Source organism: Vallitalea maricola (assembly GCF_036985595.1).
Classification (GTDB): domain Bacteria; phylum Bacillota; class Clostridia; order Lachnospirales; family Vallitaleaceae; genus Vallitalea; species Vallitalea maricola.
This window is the reverse complement of record NZ_BTPU01000072.1, coordinates 1-19,148: the sequence shown is the minus strand read 5'-3', so window position 1 is coordinate 19,148 and position 19,148 is coordinate 1. Positions and strand designations below refer to the sequence as shown.

General features: G+C 29.1%; 21 protein-coding genes. 4 read left to right on the top strand and 17 right to left on the bottom strand.

Annotated elements, in window-relative coordinates; translation table 11 throughout:
- Positions 1-45 precede the first annotated feature (45 nt).
- Together AACQ14_RS18915 and AACQ14_RS18910 are read right to left on the bottom strand one after the other, a co-directional pair.
- Positions 46-1,212 carry a phosphopentomutase gene (locus AACQ14_RS18915; RefSeq protein ID WP_423248001.1) on the bottom strand — a complete coding sequence of 389 codons (1,167 nt, stop codon included), beginning with the start codon at positions 1,210-1,212 and terminating at the stop codon, positions 46-48.
- Between the two features lie 627 nt (positions 1,213-1,839).
- A complete protein-coding gene (locus tag AACQ14_RS18910; RefSeq protein ID WP_339365148.1) occupies positions 1,840-2,445 on the bottom strand; it encodes a TetR/AcrR family transcriptional regulator in 606 nt (201 codons plus the stop codon).
- Positions 2,446-2,854: 409 nt separating this feature from the next.
- Here AACQ14_RS18910 and AACQ14_RS18905 point away from each other — a divergent pair, with 409 nt between their 5' ends.
- Positions 2,855-3,400, top strand: a complete 546-nt coding sequence (locus tag AACQ14_RS18905; RefSeq protein ID WP_113674861.1) for an NADH peroxidase — start codon at positions 2,855-2,857, stop codon at positions 3,398-3,400.
- Between the two features lie 416 nt (positions 3,401-3,816).
- On the opposite strand, the gene AACQ14_RS18900 is transcribed toward AACQ14_RS18905, so the two are convergent.
- The 4 genes from AACQ14_RS18900 to AACQ14_RS18885 all read right to left on the bottom strand — a co-directional run bounded on the left by AACQ14_RS18900 (position 3,817) and on the right by AACQ14_RS18885 (position 6,171).
- Positions 3,817-4,389 (bottom strand): Rha family transcriptional regulator, encoded by a 573-nt coding sequence (locus tag AACQ14_RS18900; protein ID WP_339365147.1) that lies wholly within the window; start codon positions 4,387-4,389, stop codon positions 3,817-3,819.
- A 612-nt stretch (positions 4,390-5,001) separates the two neighbouring features.
- Entirely contained in the window at positions 5,002-5,409 is a 408-nt protein-coding gene (locus tag AACQ14_RS18895; RefSeq protein ID WP_339365146.1) for a hypothetical protein, read from the bottom strand.
- 94 nt (positions 5,410-5,503) lie between these two features.
- Positions 5,504-5,824 (bottom strand): hypothetical protein, encoded by a 321-nt coding sequence (locus AACQ14_RS18890; protein ID WP_339365145.1) that lies wholly within the window; start codon positions 5,822-5,824, stop codon positions 5,504-5,506.
- A 218-nt stretch (positions 5,825-6,042) separates the two neighbouring features.
- A complete protein-coding gene (locus tag AACQ14_RS18885; protein WP_339365144.1) occupies positions 6,043-6,171 on the bottom strand; it encodes a hypothetical protein in 129 nt (42 codons plus the stop codon).
- Between the two features lie 455 nt (positions 6,172-6,626).
- Here AACQ14_RS18885 and AACQ14_RS18880 point away from each other — a divergent pair, with 455 nt between their 5' ends.
- Positions 6,627-6,803 carry a hypothetical protein gene (locus AACQ14_RS18880; RefSeq protein ID WP_339365143.1) on the top strand — a complete coding sequence of 59 codons (177 nt, stop codon included), beginning with the start codon at positions 6,627-6,629 and terminating at the stop codon, positions 6,801-6,803.
- Positions 6,804-6,841: 38 nt separating this feature from the next.
- A complete protein-coding gene (locus AACQ14_RS18875; RefSeq protein ID WP_339365142.1) occupies positions 6,842-7,594 on the top strand; it encodes a hypothetical protein in 753 nt (250 codons plus the stop codon).
- 21 nt (positions 7,595-7,615) lie between these two features.
- Here AACQ14_RS18875 and AACQ14_RS18870 read toward each other — a convergent pair whose 3' ends face one another.
- Positions 7,616-8,035, bottom strand: coding sequence for a YjdF family protein (locus AACQ14_RS18870; RefSeq protein WP_339365141.1), 420 nt, complete (start codon positions 8,033-8,035; stop codon positions 7,616-7,618).
- A 457-nt stretch (positions 8,036-8,492) separates the two neighbouring features.
- Here AACQ14_RS18870 and AACQ14_RS18865 point away from each other — a divergent pair, with 457 nt between their 5' ends.
- Entirely contained in the window at positions 8,493-8,735 is a 243-nt protein-coding gene (locus AACQ14_RS18865) for a heavy-metal-associated domain-containing protein (RefSeq protein ID WP_339365140.1), read from the top strand.
- Between the two features lie 36 nt (positions 8,736-8,771).
- Here AACQ14_RS18865 and AACQ14_RS18860 read toward each other — a convergent pair whose 3' ends face one another.
- From AACQ14_RS18860 to AACQ14_RS18815, 10 genes are all read right to left on the bottom strand, one after another.
- Positions 8,772-10,142, bottom strand: a complete 1,371-nt coding sequence (locus AACQ14_RS18860; RefSeq protein WP_339365139.1) for a glycosyl hydrolase family 18 protein — start codon at positions 10,140-10,142, stop codon at positions 8,772-8,774.
- A gap of 74 nt (positions 10,143-10,216) precedes the next feature.
- A complete protein-coding gene (locus tag AACQ14_RS18855) occupies positions 10,217-10,921 on the bottom strand; it encodes a M48 family metallopeptidase (protein WP_339365138.1) in 705 nt (234 codons plus the stop codon).
- A 14-nt stretch (positions 10,922-10,935) separates the two neighbouring features.
- Positions 10,936-11,568 carry an undecaprenyl diphosphate synthase family protein gene (locus AACQ14_RS18850; protein WP_339365137.1) on the bottom strand — a complete coding sequence of 211 codons (633 nt, stop codon included), beginning with the start codon at positions 11,566-11,568 and terminating at the stop codon, positions 10,936-10,938.
- A gap of 119 nt (positions 11,569-11,687) precedes the next feature.
- A complete protein-coding gene (locus tag AACQ14_RS18845; RefSeq protein ID WP_339365136.1) occupies positions 11,688-12,371 on the bottom strand; it encodes a YjjG family noncanonical pyrimidine nucleotidase in 684 nt (227 codons plus the stop codon).
- A 210-nt stretch (positions 12,372-12,581) separates the two neighbouring features.
- A complete protein-coding gene (gene xerD / locus AACQ14_RS18840) occupies positions 12,582-13,463 on the bottom strand; it encodes a site-specific tyrosine recombinase XerD (RefSeq protein WP_339365135.1) in 882 nt (293 codons plus the stop codon).
- A gap of 71 nt (positions 13,464-13,534) precedes the next feature.
- Entirely contained in the window at positions 13,535-14,158 is a 624-nt protein-coding gene (locus AACQ14_RS18835) for a stage II sporulation protein M (protein WP_339365134.1), read from the bottom strand.
- A gap of 229 nt (positions 14,159-14,387) precedes the next feature.
- Positions 14,388-14,930 carry an NUDIX hydrolase gene (locus AACQ14_RS18830; RefSeq protein ID WP_339365133.1) on the bottom strand — a complete coding sequence of 181 codons (543 nt, stop codon included), beginning with the start codon at positions 14,928-14,930 and terminating at the stop codon, positions 14,388-14,390.
- A 28-nt stretch (positions 14,931-14,958) separates the two neighbouring features.
- Positions 14,959-15,753, bottom strand: a complete 795-nt coding sequence (gene proC, locus AACQ14_RS18825) for a pyrroline-5-carboxylate reductase (protein WP_339365156.1) — start codon at positions 15,751-15,753, stop codon at positions 14,959-14,961.
- A gap of 75 nt (positions 15,754-15,828) precedes the next feature.
- Positions 15,829-17,259, bottom strand: coding sequence for an adenylosuccinate lyase (gene purB / locus AACQ14_RS18820; protein WP_339365132.1), 1,431 nt, complete (start codon positions 17,257-17,259; stop codon positions 15,829-15,831).
- 218 nt (positions 17,260-17,477) lie between these two features.
- The gene (locus AACQ14_RS18815; protein WP_339365131.1) at positions 17,478-18,671 is read right to left on the bottom strand and encodes a pyridoxal phosphate-dependent aminotransferase; all 1,194 of its coding nucleotides are present in this window, start codon (positions 18,669-18,671) and stop codon (positions 17,478-17,480) included.
- Positions 18,672-19,148: the final 477 nt, after the last annotated feature.

Sequence of the window (19,148 nt, the reverse complement as noted above, 5' to 3'; positions counted from 1 at the left end):
CGAAAATTGGTTCCATAATGTAGCAGTTAATATTTAATGAATTAACTATTTTTTAATATTCTTTAAAAAACTTTCACCTATTTCGAGTTGTTTTACATTTAAAATTTCTGCTATCGTCTGTCCAATATCTGAAAATGTTTTTCTAGTTTTTAAATCAGCATTATTCTTAAATTCTTTTCCATAAGCTAAGAAAGGTACATATTCTCTTGAATGATCTGTACTTGGTGTTGTTGGATCACAGCCATGGTCAGCATTAATCATTAGTACATCGGTATCTTTCATATTTTTAATAATCTCTGGAAGTCTAATATCAAACTCTTCCAAACCTTTTGCATACCCCTCTACATTGTTTCTATGTCCCCATTTAGAATCAAACTCGACTAAATTAGTAAATATCAAGCCTTTATTATCCTTGTTCATATATTCAATGGTTTTATCCACACCATCCATATTATCTTTAGTATGGATAGCTTCTGTTATACCTTTACCTGAAAAGATATCTTCTATCTTACCTACTCCTATAACATCTTTACCACTTTGTTTTAGAATGTCAAGCAAAGTATCTTTTGGAGGTACCAAAGAAAAGTCTCTTCTATTAGCAGTTCTATAAAATGATCCTGGTTCACCTAGAAAAGGTCTAGCTATTACTCTTGCAACTGCATGTTCATTAGATAATATTTTTCTAGCTTCTCTACACATATCATACAATTTTTCTACTGGTATTATATCTTCATGAGCTGCAATTTGAAAAACACTATCTGCTGAAGTATAAACTATAGGACGTCCTGTTTCCATATGTTCCTTACCTAATTCCTCTAGTATTGCAGTTCCTGAAGCAGGTTTATTACCTAATATTTTTTTACCTACATACTCTTCAAATTTATCAGTAACTTCCTTAGGGAATCCATCTGGATAAGTTGGAAATGCTATAGGAGAATAGATACCAACCATTTCCCAATGACCGATAGTTGTATCTTTTCCGTTAGATAATTCACCTATCCTGCCATAAACACCTTCTGGCTCTTCTACTTTTTCTAAATTAACCATTCCTTCTATATTTGCTAGTCCAAGTTTTCTCATATTAGGCACGTCTAATTTTAGTTGTTTTGCAATATTACCTATAGTATTGCTTCCTCTGTCGCCGAATTTGTCTGCATCTGGTAGTTCACCCATACCTACACTGTCTAAAATTATCCATATTACTCTGTTTATCATAATAAAAACCTCCTTATTATATTAATTATATATATTATTTAACATCTTATTGTAGCTATAATATCTACTCTAAATTAATTATATAATACAGATAATGACTTATAAACGACACATGTCTGTTTTTTTAATTAAAAAGCATAGTGAGATAATACATGTTTTAGAAAACTTAAATACAAGTATATTATACCAAATTTTTCATATATAATCATGAAATTTTTCAAATATATATATGATAGCAGCATCCAAAGGATTACGCTTCTTTTCTGAAAACAAATTTGTTGTCAAGAAAGTTTAATCAAAAATGCTGGATAAAGCAAATATCCAACACTTTTAAAGATAGCACTATTTATTTAGTAACAGTATGCCTATAATTGCTATAATCACAAAGCACATAAATAAAAATACACTTGCTCCTTTTTCACCAAATATTCTTCTAAAAAATTTTATTTTATAAGTATCCCATACTAGTTCAGGTCTTTTTACACTAACATATAAGATAAATAAAGCATAGAAAATTAATAATAATCCTATTACGACACCCCACACAAGTAATCCCCCATTAACCTATTTTATACATGTTTATGCCTAATGGATTAAATATGTTACCTAAAATCATTTAAACAACTATCTATAAAATGCTAATCTAAGAATATCAATGTATTCATCTATTTCTATTGATATTTTATCAAAGTCAATTAATCCTTCGGTCTGGAATTTTTTTAGATTTTCATCACCATATTTTTCAAAAGTCCATTTAATAATATTGAGGGCTTTTACTGGGTCAATATCTTCCTTGAATTTACTATAATCAATATCTTGAAAGTATATCTTTGATAATAGATTACTTACTCTATCTTCTTTCATTATTTCATCAACACTCTTGTATTCTATTATAATATTGAAAAAATGGAAAATACTTGGATATTTCCTGGATACTTTCATCTTTATCATAAAAATTTCTTTCAAACGTTCAAATATATCCATTTTTTCCCAATTCACTTTTTCATTTATTTCCTTAATCATTACCTCAAAACTATAATTTATCAAGAAATCAAATAATCCTTGTTTGCTACCAAAATAATGAAATAATAATCCTTTTGAAATATTAGCATTAGATACTATATTATTAGTAGATGCTTTTTCATATCCATATTTACCAAATTCTTCCATAGCACTATTTATTATTTTATATTGTTTTTCTTTCTTAATTTTATTAAATGCTTCATACATAATTACCTCTCCTATATATCAGAATACCTTTAACATGTTAATATAATTATATATCTATTGACCATAATAGTCAATTAAGTATCTTGTAATTAGCATAGTCAAAAGACTAGTAACCTAACGGCTACTAGTCTTTATCATATATTACTTATAAATGTCCTTTCACCCTAACCACACCTCTCATTTAAGACTTCTGTCAAAAATCATGATGTAAATGGTAAATATTCACTTACAAGTATTTGTGAGTAACAATTACTCACAGAATTATATTACCCTTACTGCAAAAAAAATATTCAAATTTATTTTTTATTTTATGTTGACAACCAATTTTTTTATGTTATAATATTACCATAAGATAATAATTATCCAATAACAATTATTATCAATATAAATTCCAAGGAGGATATTAGATATGAAAAAATATGTTTGTACAATTTGCGGTTATGTTCACGAAGGAGATAGTGCTCCAGAGAAATGTCCACAATGTAATGCACCAGCTAGTAAGTTTGTAGAACAAGATGATACAGAAATGACTTGGGCTGATGAACATAGAATCGGAGTAGCTAAAGATGTTGATCCAGAAATCTTAGAAGGTCTTAAAATGAATTTCACAGGAGAATGTACTGAGGTTGGTATGTATCTTGCTATGGCTAGACAAGCAGATAGAGAAGGTTATCCTGAAGTTGCTGAAGCTTACAAGCGTATTGCTTGGGAAGAAGCAGAGCATGCTGCAAAGTTTGCTGAATTATTAGGTGAAGTTGTAACAGCTGACACTAAAACTAATCTTCAAATGAGAGTTGATGCAGAACATGGTGCTTGCGCTGGAAAAAAAGATATCGCAACAAAAGCTAAAAAATTAGGCTATGATGCTATTCATGATACAGTTCATGAAATGTGTAAAGATGAAGCTAGACATGGTATGGCTTTTAAGGGATTACTTGAAAGATACTTTGGATAAGAGTTTACGCTTTTGGAGACACTATTTTCACACTGATTTTTGCTCATAGTACACGAAATCTCAATATCATAGTGTATCGTAGCGTATCCATTTGTACACACAGTGTATTTAGTGCTTAGGTGGGAAAACGGTGGGATATTTAGTAAAAATTCATTTATTCTGTTCCCACTTCCCACTCAAAAAGCCCCTAACCTTTGTTTTATAAGGGTTAAGGGCAATAGAAAAAATATTAAATTAATATTATATTAGTTTTTTGATTAAAGTACCTCTCTACCTCAAATCGGGGTACTCTAATCAAATTATTTATTTTAAAAACTTGGATTACCTCCAAGTTAATTAGATTATATATTTCTAATAATCTTATATTAAAAATTTTTGATATTTGATAAACGGTTAAACATTCAACATTCATGCAATCACTCCCCATACTCTATTTTACCTATATTAAATGGGTCAGTTACATCTAACCCTACATTATCTCTTAGAAACTCTTCTATACACCATTTAGGAACTTTTTTCCTTCCTAATTTAATGTTCTTCAATACATTAGAATTAATTAGCTTATATACTTGATTTTTATTAACCCTTAATACCTCTGCTACTTCTTCAATGGTATACAGAAACTCATTGTTACATGTCCTATTTGTTTTTATTTTAGGTATAATTATAGCACTCTTTTCTATAAGTGCTTGTCTTAGTTTGAAAAACTCTTTTGTTAACTTTAATTTGAATTGTACCACTTGGTCGCTGTTTCTAAGTAATGTCATAAGAAATGTTGCTTGTGGCTCGTTTAGTTCGTAGATTCTTGATGGTCGTCCTCTTTTACCCGATTTCAAATCGGTAAATTCAATTTTGCCTAATTCCTCTAGTTCAGGAGTATAATTATCTATTAATCTAACGATTGATTCATGTTCATTATTAGTACCATCTGCTATTATCATACTATCGGTAAATATTTCATCATTTTTAATTTTATCTAATTCATTCATCTACGCCACCACCTTATAAGTGACATTGAATGTCTTGCTCTTGCCTTTGACTGCATGAGGTATTTTGCAAGGATATTCATTTTCTTTTAACCACTTTATAACCTTATGAATTACCGACTCTGTATATTGATAAGCCGTTCCAGTATGACCGTTCTTTTCATATGTAACTAGTTCTTTCTCTTGTTCGGATATTACTGGCTCAACCTCCCAGAATATTACAATAGGACGGTCGGTGTTGCATCAGCCTTGGGGCTACCTATAAGTGCCTAGAGGAGTTGTATCAACCTCACTTTGTCCGTTTTAATTTTTGAGGGAGATTAACCTATAATTATATTACACCTAATAGGTTATATATATGCCCATAGACCACTTTCTGGACGAGATATATGACTGGTCTTAGCAGATCGCATCCCTTGCCGGGTATTGAATGGAACATATATTTTGTCCGAACTACGTTTTGTAACGAGCAACCATGTCTTGGTACTAACATTATCACTCACAGCTGTTAGGTATATTATAACACAAAAGTAACCAATATGATTACTGTCTATTATTCACCAGTGAATAATTGTCTGAATTTTATTCCTCATAAAACAGTGCTTTAATGCTGCTTTAAATTAGTCTTTTACTTACCAACCACTCTTTTGCTTTCTCATAATTGTTATTAAAGCCGTATGCAAAAGAAACACTTTCTTTTTTTAGAGCTTTTTTTATAAGTCTTTGATTAGAACGATCTAATCCAACAAAAACAACTCTACATACAGCATTTTCAGCTTTTTTGAGTTCTGAAGCGATTACACCTATCAGTTCTATTTTCATCAATGTCTTATTTAGATGAATCACTATCAAGCTAGGAGATGACCGTTTTCTTGCAATAACCATATCCTTTAAGAATTTATCAATTACAATATCTGTGTATACATTAAGTGAATCAAGTTCTATACACCAAATATCACTACCCGCAAATGATAATTGCATAGATTCTCTAATAATTAAGTCCTCTTTACTAATACTTTTCATGTTTCCCCCTCATTTATCACATTATGATCTTTCATCAAATACTTAACTATTTTTCAATCAAGTCTCATATCTAAATAATACTTTTGTACTTAAACTAATAATTAAATGCAAAAAACAGCCATACTAATATAGAGGCTATCGTCAAAAACACAAAAAACACCATACTATTTTTAATGGTTCTTAAATATGAAGTCTGTCTGTACATCATTAGATTATTTAGTTCTTCACTAGATAAATCTGTTTTAGCTAGACGATAGTAGCTATCAGAATTGTCATATTTATAAACACCTTCAGGTAAGTTCTCTTTTTTATTTCTTAACTCTTTGAAAGTTTTATTTTCTTCCATGGAACATGGTTCATGGAGAATATCTAATTCTTTCATTATAGAATATAACTCTTTTTTCAAATCCTTCATAATAATCTCCTTTACTATAAATGCTTCTTTACTTTAATAAAAAGATCCAATGATTAACAGTACAAGTATACCATGTAATTCCCGATATTTACTTATTTAATATTAACAGATAATTTAATAATAAGCAACAAAAAAGAACCTACCTCAATTATGGAAGTAGGATTCTCTCTGCCTATCCTAAAGCTTGTTTTAATATAATAATAACTACAAAATCCTTTTTAGTCCTCATCTAACCTCATGTATTTTATAGTTTTTGTTTCTTCTCCGCAACTTATAACAACCCACCCTGAAGGAAATGGGCTTTCACGACTGATAATTTCTGTATGACCCAAAAAAGCATCGTTCATATTCTTAATAATTTTTGTATGTTCTTTATATTCTATAACTACCCAACCCGCTGGTACATGACTTTCTCTACTGACAGTCTGTGTGTCACCAAATTATGAATCTGATTTAGCTATTTCCAATTATACTTCATAATTTTCAGTGCTAAAACTACTTTGAGCTTGTATAGGAATACCCCATATAAGTGCTATAACAAGTAAACATGTCATGATTAGTGATACTCTTTTAAGCATAATTATCCTCCTTCATATAATCATTTAATAGTATAGTATCAATTTATTATTTAAATATTTTGTAATTTTATGAATGAAAAATTCGCAAAAAAAGACAAGTTATTCCAAACTTTTCTCTGACACAATGGCATAAAAATACAATCTAGATACAACATAATTCAAATTAAATTTTTTATTGCTATTATCCCCTCAATAATATAAAATACACTAGAGGTGATTATAACATGAAACTAAAAACACAAAGAAATATTTGGATATTTTCTGGGGTATGCTTTTTAATAGCTGTTAATATTAATATATCTTCTAATCAGCAATCCGTTCTAATGCTTAATGCTTTTACTAGTATATTATGTTTTTTTAATGCATATAGGGCGCATAAGAAATATAAAAATATGATGTAATCCTATTTACAACTTTGATATACTAAAGGAGGACAATTATGAATAGATTCATGTACAATGTAGTTTTTTATCTATTTACTATAATAATAATTATCGCACTGCTAATGACTGGATTAAACCCTTTAATTGCATGGATATTAACAGTAATTTTAGTAATGATCTTATATCTTGTAATAAGTCTCTATCGACACAAGAAAAGAATCAGTCTATTAGATGAAGATTGTGACCCAGAAGCTTTTTTGGCTCAAACAGCTAAACAAAGAAAAATAACTGGAAGAAATAAAAGAGCAAATACTTTCTTTGATATTGACGAAGCTGCAGGTTTAATGTGCTTAGGAAAATATCAGGAAGCTGCCTCTATCTTAGATTCAGTAGATAAATCACGCCTATCAACAAAAAACGGCATTCAACTAGTCTATTATATTAATCTGATAGGCTGTTATTACGAGTTAGGCGAAAAAGAAAAAGCTGAAGAATTATTTGACAATAAGATAAGTACACTATCTCCAATTAACAAGCGATTGGTTACTGCAACTGAATTTTTGATAATAGAGAGATATTATGCCAATGAAGATTACCAACATGCTAAAGAAAAATTATCATTGCTATTAAAAACTCCTTATATTTCCAAACGTCAAAAAATTTCTCTAATATATATATTAGGTTTAATTAATAAGCAAGAAGGTAATATAAAAGACGCTCATGAAAATTTCCAATACGTTATAGATAATGGTAATAAATTAGCAATTGTGGAAAAATCAAAACTACACATTCAAGAGGCAAATGACTAATAATCATTTGCCTCTAGTTTATTAATGACCTCTTTTTTTCTGTTTCTTCTTAAATTGCTTTTTATCATATTTAACTTTTTTAAGTTCTTCTTTTCTATCTTTAGAAAGTTTTTTTCTCTCAACTTTATTAGACTCTCTTTCGGCGTTGATGGCTCGTTGAGCTTTTGTGCCTATGCCTACATCGTTGATTTCCTTTTTTATTAGTCTTTGCATCCTTTTAGGACTTATTTTTTTACTTGCATCAGATGATTTTTTTGTATCTTTCATATGCCTAGAAAAGTTTAAGTTATAAAACTCTCTTGATACAATATCATAGATTTCATAATCCTTTGGTTCACTTCCAAATAAATATTTGCATACTGAATAGTTACCATCAACATTTTCTTCAAAGATACCTATCCAAAAAGAGTCTTTAAATAATACTGTTAACTTAATTTCCATGATAATTCCCCCTGTAATATTATTATGAAGAATGGACAACCCCAGGGGGGGCAGGTTACTGATATCATATATGATACGTTTGGACTACCAACCAAAACTGTGTTTTTATCTTCAATATTTTACTTCATAAATATATTTTACTCAATATTTCTAAAATGTCAAAATATAGCTAAAGAAAATTAATCTTCATGGTAGTAATTTCTTGAAAAAACACAAACTGATTCAAAATATAAATTCTGAATCTCTTCAAGTTGAATTTCTTCATCTAATTCTTGAAATTCTTTACTATTAATCATCTCATATTCAAAAATGGGAAGTCTTCATAGTCCATGTTTTTAAGCTATAGATTCTTTAGTAATATCTTGTCATGAGAGATACTAAACATCATAAAAAAGAAGTATATTATTTACAATATTGTTCAAAATAATGATATATATTTAATGAAAGGTTGATGAATTTGCAGAGTTTGAATATTCACGTAGATGGAATAAGAAATGATATTGAAAAGCAGCATATTAAAAATGCTCTTGAAAAAATAGAAGGTGTTGGAGAAATAGCAGTTAATCCATCTGATAGAGCCATAAAGGTATCTTATAATCCACCTTCAACAGAAGAAGAAATTATAGAATGTATTAGATCTATGGATCACGATATTAATTATTCATATGATTACAATAATAACAAACCTCTTAAGTATTAATATCTACTTAAGAGGTTATCTCTTTTACAATTATATTTACTTGTCAAATAAATTAGTTATTCTATACCAGATATCAAAACCAGCCTCTTTTCCATATTTACTGTAATAGTTAGGAACAGTTCCTAATCTCCATAAAGAAATTCCTCCTAGGTTGTAATCATTTGCTAATTTTATCTTAGCAAATACACTATCCCAGTTTTCATACCAAATATAGTTTTTCTCTTTTTTATCATTAATGTATATTAGATATGGGTTATCATATAGTTTATTATAAAATAGCAAATCTTCTTTTTTAACCTTATTATCCAATTCCTTACAAATACGGTCATAAATTAGATTGTAAGATGGTGATGACATTACCCTTCTATATGTATTATCTTTATTGCTAATCCATTGAGAACTACCGAAACTAATCTGTAATATTATTTTATCCTTATATTTATCTCCTACTTTTTCTACCAATGTCTTTATATCTTGTTCTATAAGAGCAATTGGACTAACTGGACTTTTAACTATATCACTATAGGTACTTTGTCTAACTTTCATATCGAAATCATGTTCCATAAGTATTACATAATCAACTATTTCCAGAATTTCTTTGTACTTGTAATAACTATAGTATTTAACCGATGGTATGGCTACATAAATTGTTTTATCCTTGCCAAGTTTGGTCCTTAATTTTTTCAGGAAAGTTATAAATGAATCTTGATCTTCCTTGTTAACAGTTTCAAAGTCAATTGTCACCCCATCAAATGCTAATTTTTTATATACAGTATTTTTGCCATTAACTGTATCAGCTATTTGATTAATTATATTATCCATATCCTTGAAAATAGCTTTGAAATAATCGTTTCTATTGCTACTATCATCAGCAAATATCATTAGCTGCTTTGGTATATCATTTACCTTATGAAGTGTCTCATCATAAGCATTTGGAATACGAAAATCTCTACCATCAAAGGTTAATTCTACCCCATCACCAACTTGATCTATCCTACTCCATCCAAAAGATAGAGAATCAAAATTTGAAAGTGTCTTACCTCTGCGTAATTCCTCAAACTGATTATATGAATTCAAGGCATAGAAACCATGTAGCAAAAATCCATCTTTCAATTTGAAGTCTTCTTTTTTGTTTTCATCAGCTATTTCGATTGCTTTATCCTTAGTTATTATTTTTTTACCTAACATACGTGCTATATCCTGAATTGGTAAAAATAATTTATTATCATATTTAATGCTAGGTATCTCTTCGCATTTATCTTCATCTTCATTAGATATGGTATATGTTTCAATAAATTCTTCTATTGACCCAGACAAACCCTTTGCATTAGAAGAAATGCTTACTGGAATTAAGCACGCAACTAATAAAATAGTTAAAATAATCCTTAAATCTCTTTTTTTAATCATAATTCTGTTACTCCCCTTTTCTATTGTAATTTACTCAAATTTCCCACCTTTAATTTCATGCAGTCATATTAAATTTAATCTAACGTTAATCTTCTACCGTTATGTTTTAACCAATCTTTCTCATCCTTATAATTAGGTAAAACACTTTTCACTAAGTTCCAAAAATCTTTTGAATGATTAAGATGTATCAAATGACTCATCTCATGAACTACTATGTAATCAATAACAGAGAGTTTAGCCATTGATAATTTTAGATTGAAATTCAAGTTTTTCAACGAACTACAACTTCCCCATCTTGTTTTTTGTTTCTTAATTCTAATATTATTGGGTCTGACAATAAAATATTTTTGGTAATATTTTATTCTATCTTTAATAATTATTCTGGTTTGCTTTTTATAAAATTCTTCTAAGAGATTCTTTATACTGTCTTTATCTTCTGTATTGGTAATTATTCTAAGTGAATTATTTATAATCTCTACGCTCATAACATTAGCTGTTTCATCTATCATCAGTTCTAATGGATATTCTTTACCTAGAAATAAAAATAATTCACCATTTTTATAAGTCCTCTTTTGTATCTTATAATCATTGGATTCTTCCAATTTGTTAGAAATCCATTTACCTTTGCTCTCCACTAATTCCTTGAGCCTGTTCCTATCCATATCTATTGGAGCTTTTACAATGATATTGTTTGAAGGTTCAATATGAATTGCAATCGTCTTACGCTTACTATATTTGATGGTATATTCAATCTTTCTAGAATCATAATAAAATTCCATTGCGCTCTCCCTTATTAACCGCCTAATGTAACATCTGTTGTTTGATACCATCTAAGAGCTTCCTTGAAATGATCTTTCTTGAAATCAGGCCAATACTCATCAATGACATATATATCAGAATATACTGATTGTACAGGTAAAAAACCACTTAAACGTCTTCTACCTCCCCATCTGATGATTAGGTCTATTCTTGATATATCTGAAGAAGCAATATTATTAATACCATTGTTCAGATCCCATTTCCAGTCATAATTAACAAGAAAATTAATGTTCATAAGACCTTTACCAAATTTCACTCTTTTATTAGCATATTTCAATAGTTCTTTTGGAAATACATCTGATTTACTGTTACCTACTATTAATAGATTGGCATCTCTATTGGCTAGGTTATTAACAGCACTAACACATGCTTCTATGAATGCTGCTTTTTGATTAGATGGTCTTTTTGTATTATCCTGAGTAAAACCATAAAATGTTGCTTCCTTGACACCATACTCAAGCATTGTTTCATATAACTTGAATCCTGGGTCTATGCCATAAAAATACCCGTCTTTTTTGTCCATATTATGACCTACAGCCCATCTTCTATTACCATCTGGTATAATTCCTATATGTTTTGGTATTCTCTTTAAAATATCATTATTCATCGTTTAGCTCCTTATATTAATCTCTATTATAAAAATATTTACATTTAGCCTAATATCTATTCATAAACTCAGTTATTTATAATTAAAGATTAAATAATACATAGAATCTAAACTTATGTTTATAAAATAGTTGCTAATTCTCCTAAAGAATGTATTTCGTATTTTGGAATTATATTTGTTGTGTTTTCTATGTTATTCAAGTTGACCCAGCATGTATCAATTCCGTGATTGATTCCTCCCTGGATATCAGCAGTAAGGGAATCACCTATCATGATTGCATTATTCTTATCGTTATGACCAATCAAATTGAATGTATAGTCAAAAATGACTGGGTCTGGTTTATTTACTCCTACTTCTTCTGAGACTATCATATTATCTATATAATCTTTTATATTAGATTTCTCCAGCCTTGATACTTGTACTTTTTTTATTCCATTTGTTAATATTATTATTTTATAACCTTTATTTTTAAGATATTTACATACTTCTTCGGCTTCATCTATTAGAAAATTGCTTTCTCCTAATTTCAATAAATATTGGTCACTGAATTTATTGACGTCATAATCAATCTTATATTGCTTGAATAATCTGCTGAATCTCTCATATCTTAACTTTTCTTTAGTTATATTGCCTTTTTCCAATTCTAACCATAGATTCAAATTAATCTTTTTATAGCAATTACTTATGTCTATAATATCCCCTTCAAAAGAAAATAATTTAAAAGACTCCCATAATGCATATTTTTCAGCTTCTTCATAGTTAAATAGTGTTCCATCAGCATCAAGTATAACTAATTTATACATAATAGTTCCTCTTTTCTAATTATTCAAAGCTCATAATTACTTTATTAGCATATCAAATATATAGATTATTATCAAGTAATAAGCGATTATGCAAGAAAATAAAAGAGGTAATGCCTCTATTTTATTTCATATGTTTAAAAAGCAGAACTTCAAATAAGACAATAAAAGGCCGCCTTCCGGCAGCCATATGTAGAATCTATAATCATATATCTAAGCTCTAGGATGAGCTTTAGAATACACTTCTTTTAATCTATTATTAGACATCTTAGCGTATATCTGAGTAGTAGATATATCCGAGTGACCTAACATTTCTTGTACTGAACGAAGATCGGCTCCATTTTCAACAAGGTGTGTAGCAAAAGAATGCCTAAGTATATGAGGTGTAATCTTTTTGTATATACCAGCCTTATTTGCATATGATTTAACAATCTTCCAAAATCCTTGTCTGCTCATTTTATGACCTAAGCAGCTAACGAATAAAATATCCTCACCTGGATCTTTTATCATTATCTCTCTTGCATGATCCAAATAATTGGAAAGAGCATCTTTGGATACTTTTCCCATAGGTATAATACGTTCTTTTTTCTTATCATTGCACTTAATATAACCTAAGTTAATATTGATATCGTCTTTTTTTAAATTAATTAATTCAGATACACGTATACCCGTTGCATACAAAACTTCCAACATCGCTTTATCTCGTATACCTTTGCAGTCATTATCACTTGGCTGACTTAATAAAATATCTACTTCTTCCATAGTTAATACTTCAGGTAATTTTTTTTCTATCTTTGGAGACAGCAAATTACTAGAAGGATCCTGTTTTATCATATCATTTTTATATAGATATCTAAAATAGCTATGGATTGAAGCAACATTTCTAGATATTGTTGATGGTGCTCTACCCATCTTCTCTAAATTAATTAAATAAGAATTAAGATTAGTATTAGTTATTTTACCAATGGTCAAAGAATTGGATTCTAGGTAGTTAATCAAATTATTAACATCCCTTTCATAGGATGCTATAGTATTTTGGGATGAACCCTTTTCAGTTTTTAAATAGTCTAAGAACTTAGATACAGTTTCTCTCATTATTTTCTTCCTTTGCAGTACTTCATATACATTTGATTATAATATATTTTACTCCAAAAGTCGAATATTTTTTACAAATTTATGGCAGAAATGTACCATTTTACTAATTGAGGGTTTACGTAAGTTTCCATGATACCCCCTACAATGGTGAATATTATGCATATTACAAGGACAAAAAAATATTCTATAAACATTTGTTTATTTATATTAAAACCTCTTGTTCTACTTCTATGACTATACAAATTAGAACAGAAATTAGTACTTTTCACTATGAGGTATATCATTACTGGAATATAAAATGTGTATTGAGGTAATAAAAGTATTATGTACATCAAATAACCTTTGAATCCATTAGTCATAAGTCCTATGGAAAATATAAAACCAATGCTGAAACCAAAATATATAACTATAATATAATTTATTATAATTTCAAAAAAAGTGAATCCAAGTATCCAAATACCAAGAATCAATTTGATTCTCTTCCATATGATAAATTTGAATAATTCAATATTAAGATAATCGCTAGATGGGAATTTAGTAATAAAATAACTTGACAATAACTTGTATTCTTCAATCCTATTACCATTTAGATTATTGGCAAACAATGACCCTACTGCTATAGCTATCAAAAATAGTATGAACTGTATTTTAAAAACGCTTATTTTTTTTCTATATTTTCCTAATACATTAGTCACTCAAATCTCTCCTTAATTTATATAACTTTATTGATATCTTCGTTCTTGCTTTTTATTGAATAATCATTCTGTATATAAACTAATATATGAACAAAAAATTAATTATATGAGTGCTTGTACTTAGAAAATAAAATTTTAATCAAATCTACAAATATAGTAAAAAAGTCTTAGATTAATATAATTCTAATTATATTAACAATCTAAGACTTTTCAAAATTATCTAATATTATTATTTCATATCATTTAACTTGCATTTGTAAGCTAACAATCCTGATATGGTTTTACCATCTGTTATCTGACCTGAATAAATCATATCAATCAATTTTTCAAGCTTATATTTTTCAATAGTTACGTATTCATCATCATCAAGATTCTGTTGTGATTCCTGCAAATCTGTTGCTACATAGATACTTATCATTTCATCTGTTATACCGATGCTTGAGTAAAATTTTAATAGATACTCGATATTATCAGATTTATAACCTGTTTCTTCTTCCAACTCTCTTTTAGCACATATACTAGGATCTTCGCCTTCTTCTACTCCACCAGCTGGAATTTCAAGTACATAATCATCTGCAGCGTTTCTATATTGTCTAACCATGATTATATTACCATCATTATCAACAGGTATTACTGCTGCTGCACCAGGATGAGTAATAAGTTCCCAATTAACTTCTTTGTCATTAGGCATTTTTAGTTTATCTATTACTAATCTTACTCTTTTTCCGTTAAATACTTCTTTTCTATCTAATCGTTTGATTTTTTTATCCATTTGTTTCATCTCTCAATCTCTACTTAATCTAAAATGACATGGTTTTATTATAGCAGGACTTCATAGCCTCGATTACAGCACTTCTAAAACCATTTTTTTCAAGTTCTGATACAGCTTCTATAGTTGTTCCACCTGGTGAACATACAGCATCCTTTAATTCTCCAGGATGTTTACCTGTTTCTAAAACCATCTTAGCTGAACCAAGAACAGCCCCAGCCGCTAATTTGTATGATGTATCCCTAGGTAATCCAAATAAAACTCCTGCATCGGCCATAGCTTCAATAAACATATATACATATGCTGGTGAACTTCCTGACACTGCTACTACTGCATTCATAAGATGTTCTGGCAGTTCTACCACCTCACCAAAAGACTTAAAAATACTAGTTACCATGTCTTTTTGATCAGCTGCATAATCATCATCGGAAAAGCTTATGGCACTCATGCCTTGTCCAACCAGAGCCGGTGTATTAGGCATAGCTCTAACAATTTTTGTTTCATTACCAAGTTTATTTTTTAGATCATCAATCTTAATACCAGGTGCTATAGATATGATTATATGCTGATTAGTAATAGCTTCTTTAATATCATCAAGTACTTGCGTATAATACTGTGGTTTAACAGCTAATATAACATACTTTGATTTTTCCACACACTCACCATTACTATTCACATAATTAAATCCAATATCTGACTTAATTTCTTCTAATCTTTTTTTATTAACATCTGTATATAATAATTCTACATCCTTAAGACTATCTACAATTCCTTTCATCATAGCATAGCCCATATTTCCTGTACCAATAAATCCTACTTTACCCATACCCATCCTCTTTTCCATATACTATTAATATTTAATTCTGCTATATATAATTGAAATAAAACATACATATGTCTATTAAACATTTAATTCAGCAGTTTTTCCTAATATATCTTTGTTTTGATCTAATATGGCTTTAACATAGTTAGCAATAAAATCTTCAACTTGCTCTGGAGCTCTTCCAATGAAATTTTCTGGTTGTAAGATTGATAATATTTCCTCTTCACTCATTCCAAATGTTCCATCAGCTAAAATACGCTCTATCAGGTCATTTTTCTTACCTTCCATCTTAACCTGTTTACCAGCTTCCATAGATAATACTCTTATCTTCTCATGTAATTCTTGTCTATCTCCACCACGTTTTACACCTTCCATGAGAATAGTTTCAGTAGCCATAAAAGGTAACTCACTCATGATTCTTTGATGAATTACTTTATCATATACTACAAGACCATCAACTACATTCATGAATATCTCTAAAACTGCATCTGTAGCCAAGAATGCTTCTGGTACAGATAATCTTTTATTAGCACTATCATCAAGAGTTCTCTCGAACCATTGTGTTGAAGCTGTAATAGCTGGATTAAGTGCATTACATATGATATGTCTAGCTAAAGATGATATCCTTTCACTTCTCATAGGATTTCTTTTGTAAGCCATAGCAGATGATCCTATCTGACTTTTTTCAAATGGTTCTTCTATTTCTTTTAGATTCTGTAATAATCTAATATCATTACTGAATTTATATGCTGATTGTGCAATGGTACTTAATACATTCAACATTTGTGAGTCAAGTTTTCTTGGATAAGTTTGTCCTGTTACAGGGAATGTATCATCATATCCTAATTTTGATGCAACTAGTTTGTCTAATTCTTTAACTTTTTCATGATTACCTTCAAAAAGGTTAAGGAAACTCGCTTGAGTACCAGTAGTACCTTTTACTCCTCTGAGTTTAGCTTTATTCAACTGATGTTCAACATCTTCATAATCCATTATCAAGTCTTCCAACCATAAGCATGCTCTTTTACCAACAGTAGTTAACTGAGCTGGTTGATAATGAGTAAATCCTAGTGTAGGCATATCTTTATATTCTATAGCGAATTTCGCTAATTTATCTATAACGTTGACCAATTTATCTTTTATTAGTTTTAGTGCTTCTGTCATAATTATTATATCTGTATTATCTCCTACATAACAGCTAGTGGCTCCTAAATGAATTATAGGTTTAGCTGCCTGTGCTTGGCACCCATAGGCATAAACATGTGACATAACGTCATGACGAACGATTTTTTCTCTTTCTTTTGCTACATCATAATTAATATCATCCTTAAACTTCTTTAACTCATTTATTTGCTCATCACTAATATCAATACCTAACTCTTTTTCAGCTTCTGCAAGTGCTATCCATAACTTTCTCCATGTTTTGAATTTTTTGTCTGGAGAAAAGAGATATAACATTTCTTTACTTGCATATCTAGCTCCTAATGGGGTTTCATAAACATTATACAACTATATCATCCTTTCAGTATATTATTAAGATAATTAATCCACTAAAGTAAAAATAAATTTATTTAAAATAAGTTTAATATATTTTCCATAACCTATTATATCATAAAATAAAAACATAAGTTAGGCAAGTAAAAAGTTTGTTTTATCACAAAAAGTAACCAAAACAAAAGAGCGGTTTCAAAATTTGAAACTGCCCTCTTTATATATACAATCTTATCTTATTGTAAATTATTAAGGAAATTTTCTATTCTATCTAGACCTTTTTCTATATTTTCCATAGCTATAGCATAAGATAGTCTAAAATGAGTATCATAACCAAAATCAGTACATGGTACTACAGCAACCTTTTCATTATCCAACAATAGCTTTGCAAAGATATTGGCATTTTCAATAACTTCACCTTTGTATTTCTTTCCTAGTGCGCTGTCCAAATCAACAAAAACATAAAATGCACCTTGAGGTTTGATTGCAGAGACATATGGCATTTTGGAAACCCTATCATACATGTATTCTCTTCTTTTATCAAATTGAGTTTTCATTTTATCAACACATTCTTGTGAACCACTAATTGCAGCTAAAGCAGCTTTCTGAGCAATTGAGTTTGGATTAGATGAAGCATGGCTTTGAATATTAGACATAATTTTAGCTATTTGTTCTGGAGCAGCTGCATAACCAATTCTCCAACCAGTCATAGCATAACTTTTAGAAACACCATTTATAATTATTGTTCTATTATAAATATCTTCATTAAATGAAGCGATACTTATATGCTTCTCATTACCATAAATAAGTTTTTCATATATTTCATCAGATATGACGAATAAATCATTCTCTACTGCAAATTCAGCAACTTTTTTAAGCTCTTCCTCTGAATACACCATACCTGTTGGATTACTTGGACTATTAATTAAAATAGCTTTTGTCTTATCAGTTAATGCATTTTTCAAATCTTCCATAGTTGCTTTATAATTATTCTCTTTACTTGTCTTTACTACTACTGGTACTCCATCAGCTATCTTAACCATTTGAACGTAACTTAACCAGAATGGAGCTGGTATAATAACTTCATCACCAGGATTTAAAATTGCCATAAATGTATTAGTTAAGGAATGCTTTGCTCCATTACTTACAACAATTTGGCTTGGTTTATATGAAACCTTGTTATCTGCTTCTAACTTCTTGCATATAGCATTTTTTAATGGAAGTATACCTGAAGCAGGTGTATATTTAGTAAATCCTTCATTTATTGCCTCTATAGCAGCTTGTTTTATATGATCTGGTGTATCAAAATCTGGTTCGCCTGCACCAAATCCTACTACATCTATCCCATCAGCTTTCATTTGCTTGGCTTTTGCTGTTATTTCTAATGTTGATGAAGGTTTTATATCTAGACCTTTACTTGATAATATCATGTACAAACACCACCCTTTTATTATTATTACATTTTGCAATTAAACATATTGTAATATATTTTATGCAATTTTGCAAGTTCTGTTTTTGATTTATTCGTTTTTTAATGTTTTACTTAATATAAATTAACATTTAGCAATTATTTTTGCAATATCAAAAAGAAATATCTTCATTTCTAATCCTTGCTGCAATTATTTTTTGGTTTAGCATTAATTTATATACATCGTTTTTGAAAATAAATTCAATGTTTTGGAATATGTTAATGATTAATGGTAATTTATTGCTATGAAGTAGTAAAGAATAATATTGTATTATTATAGTAAAGTTGGAAGGCTTTACTTCATTCGAATCTATTAAACCATTAAAAACTTATAAAATCAAGGAATTTATAATAAATTTTATAGAATAAATAGAATATTATACGATAGAATTAATTATTTAAACTATATCCTAAAAAAGACATAAAAAAGAAAAGTGTG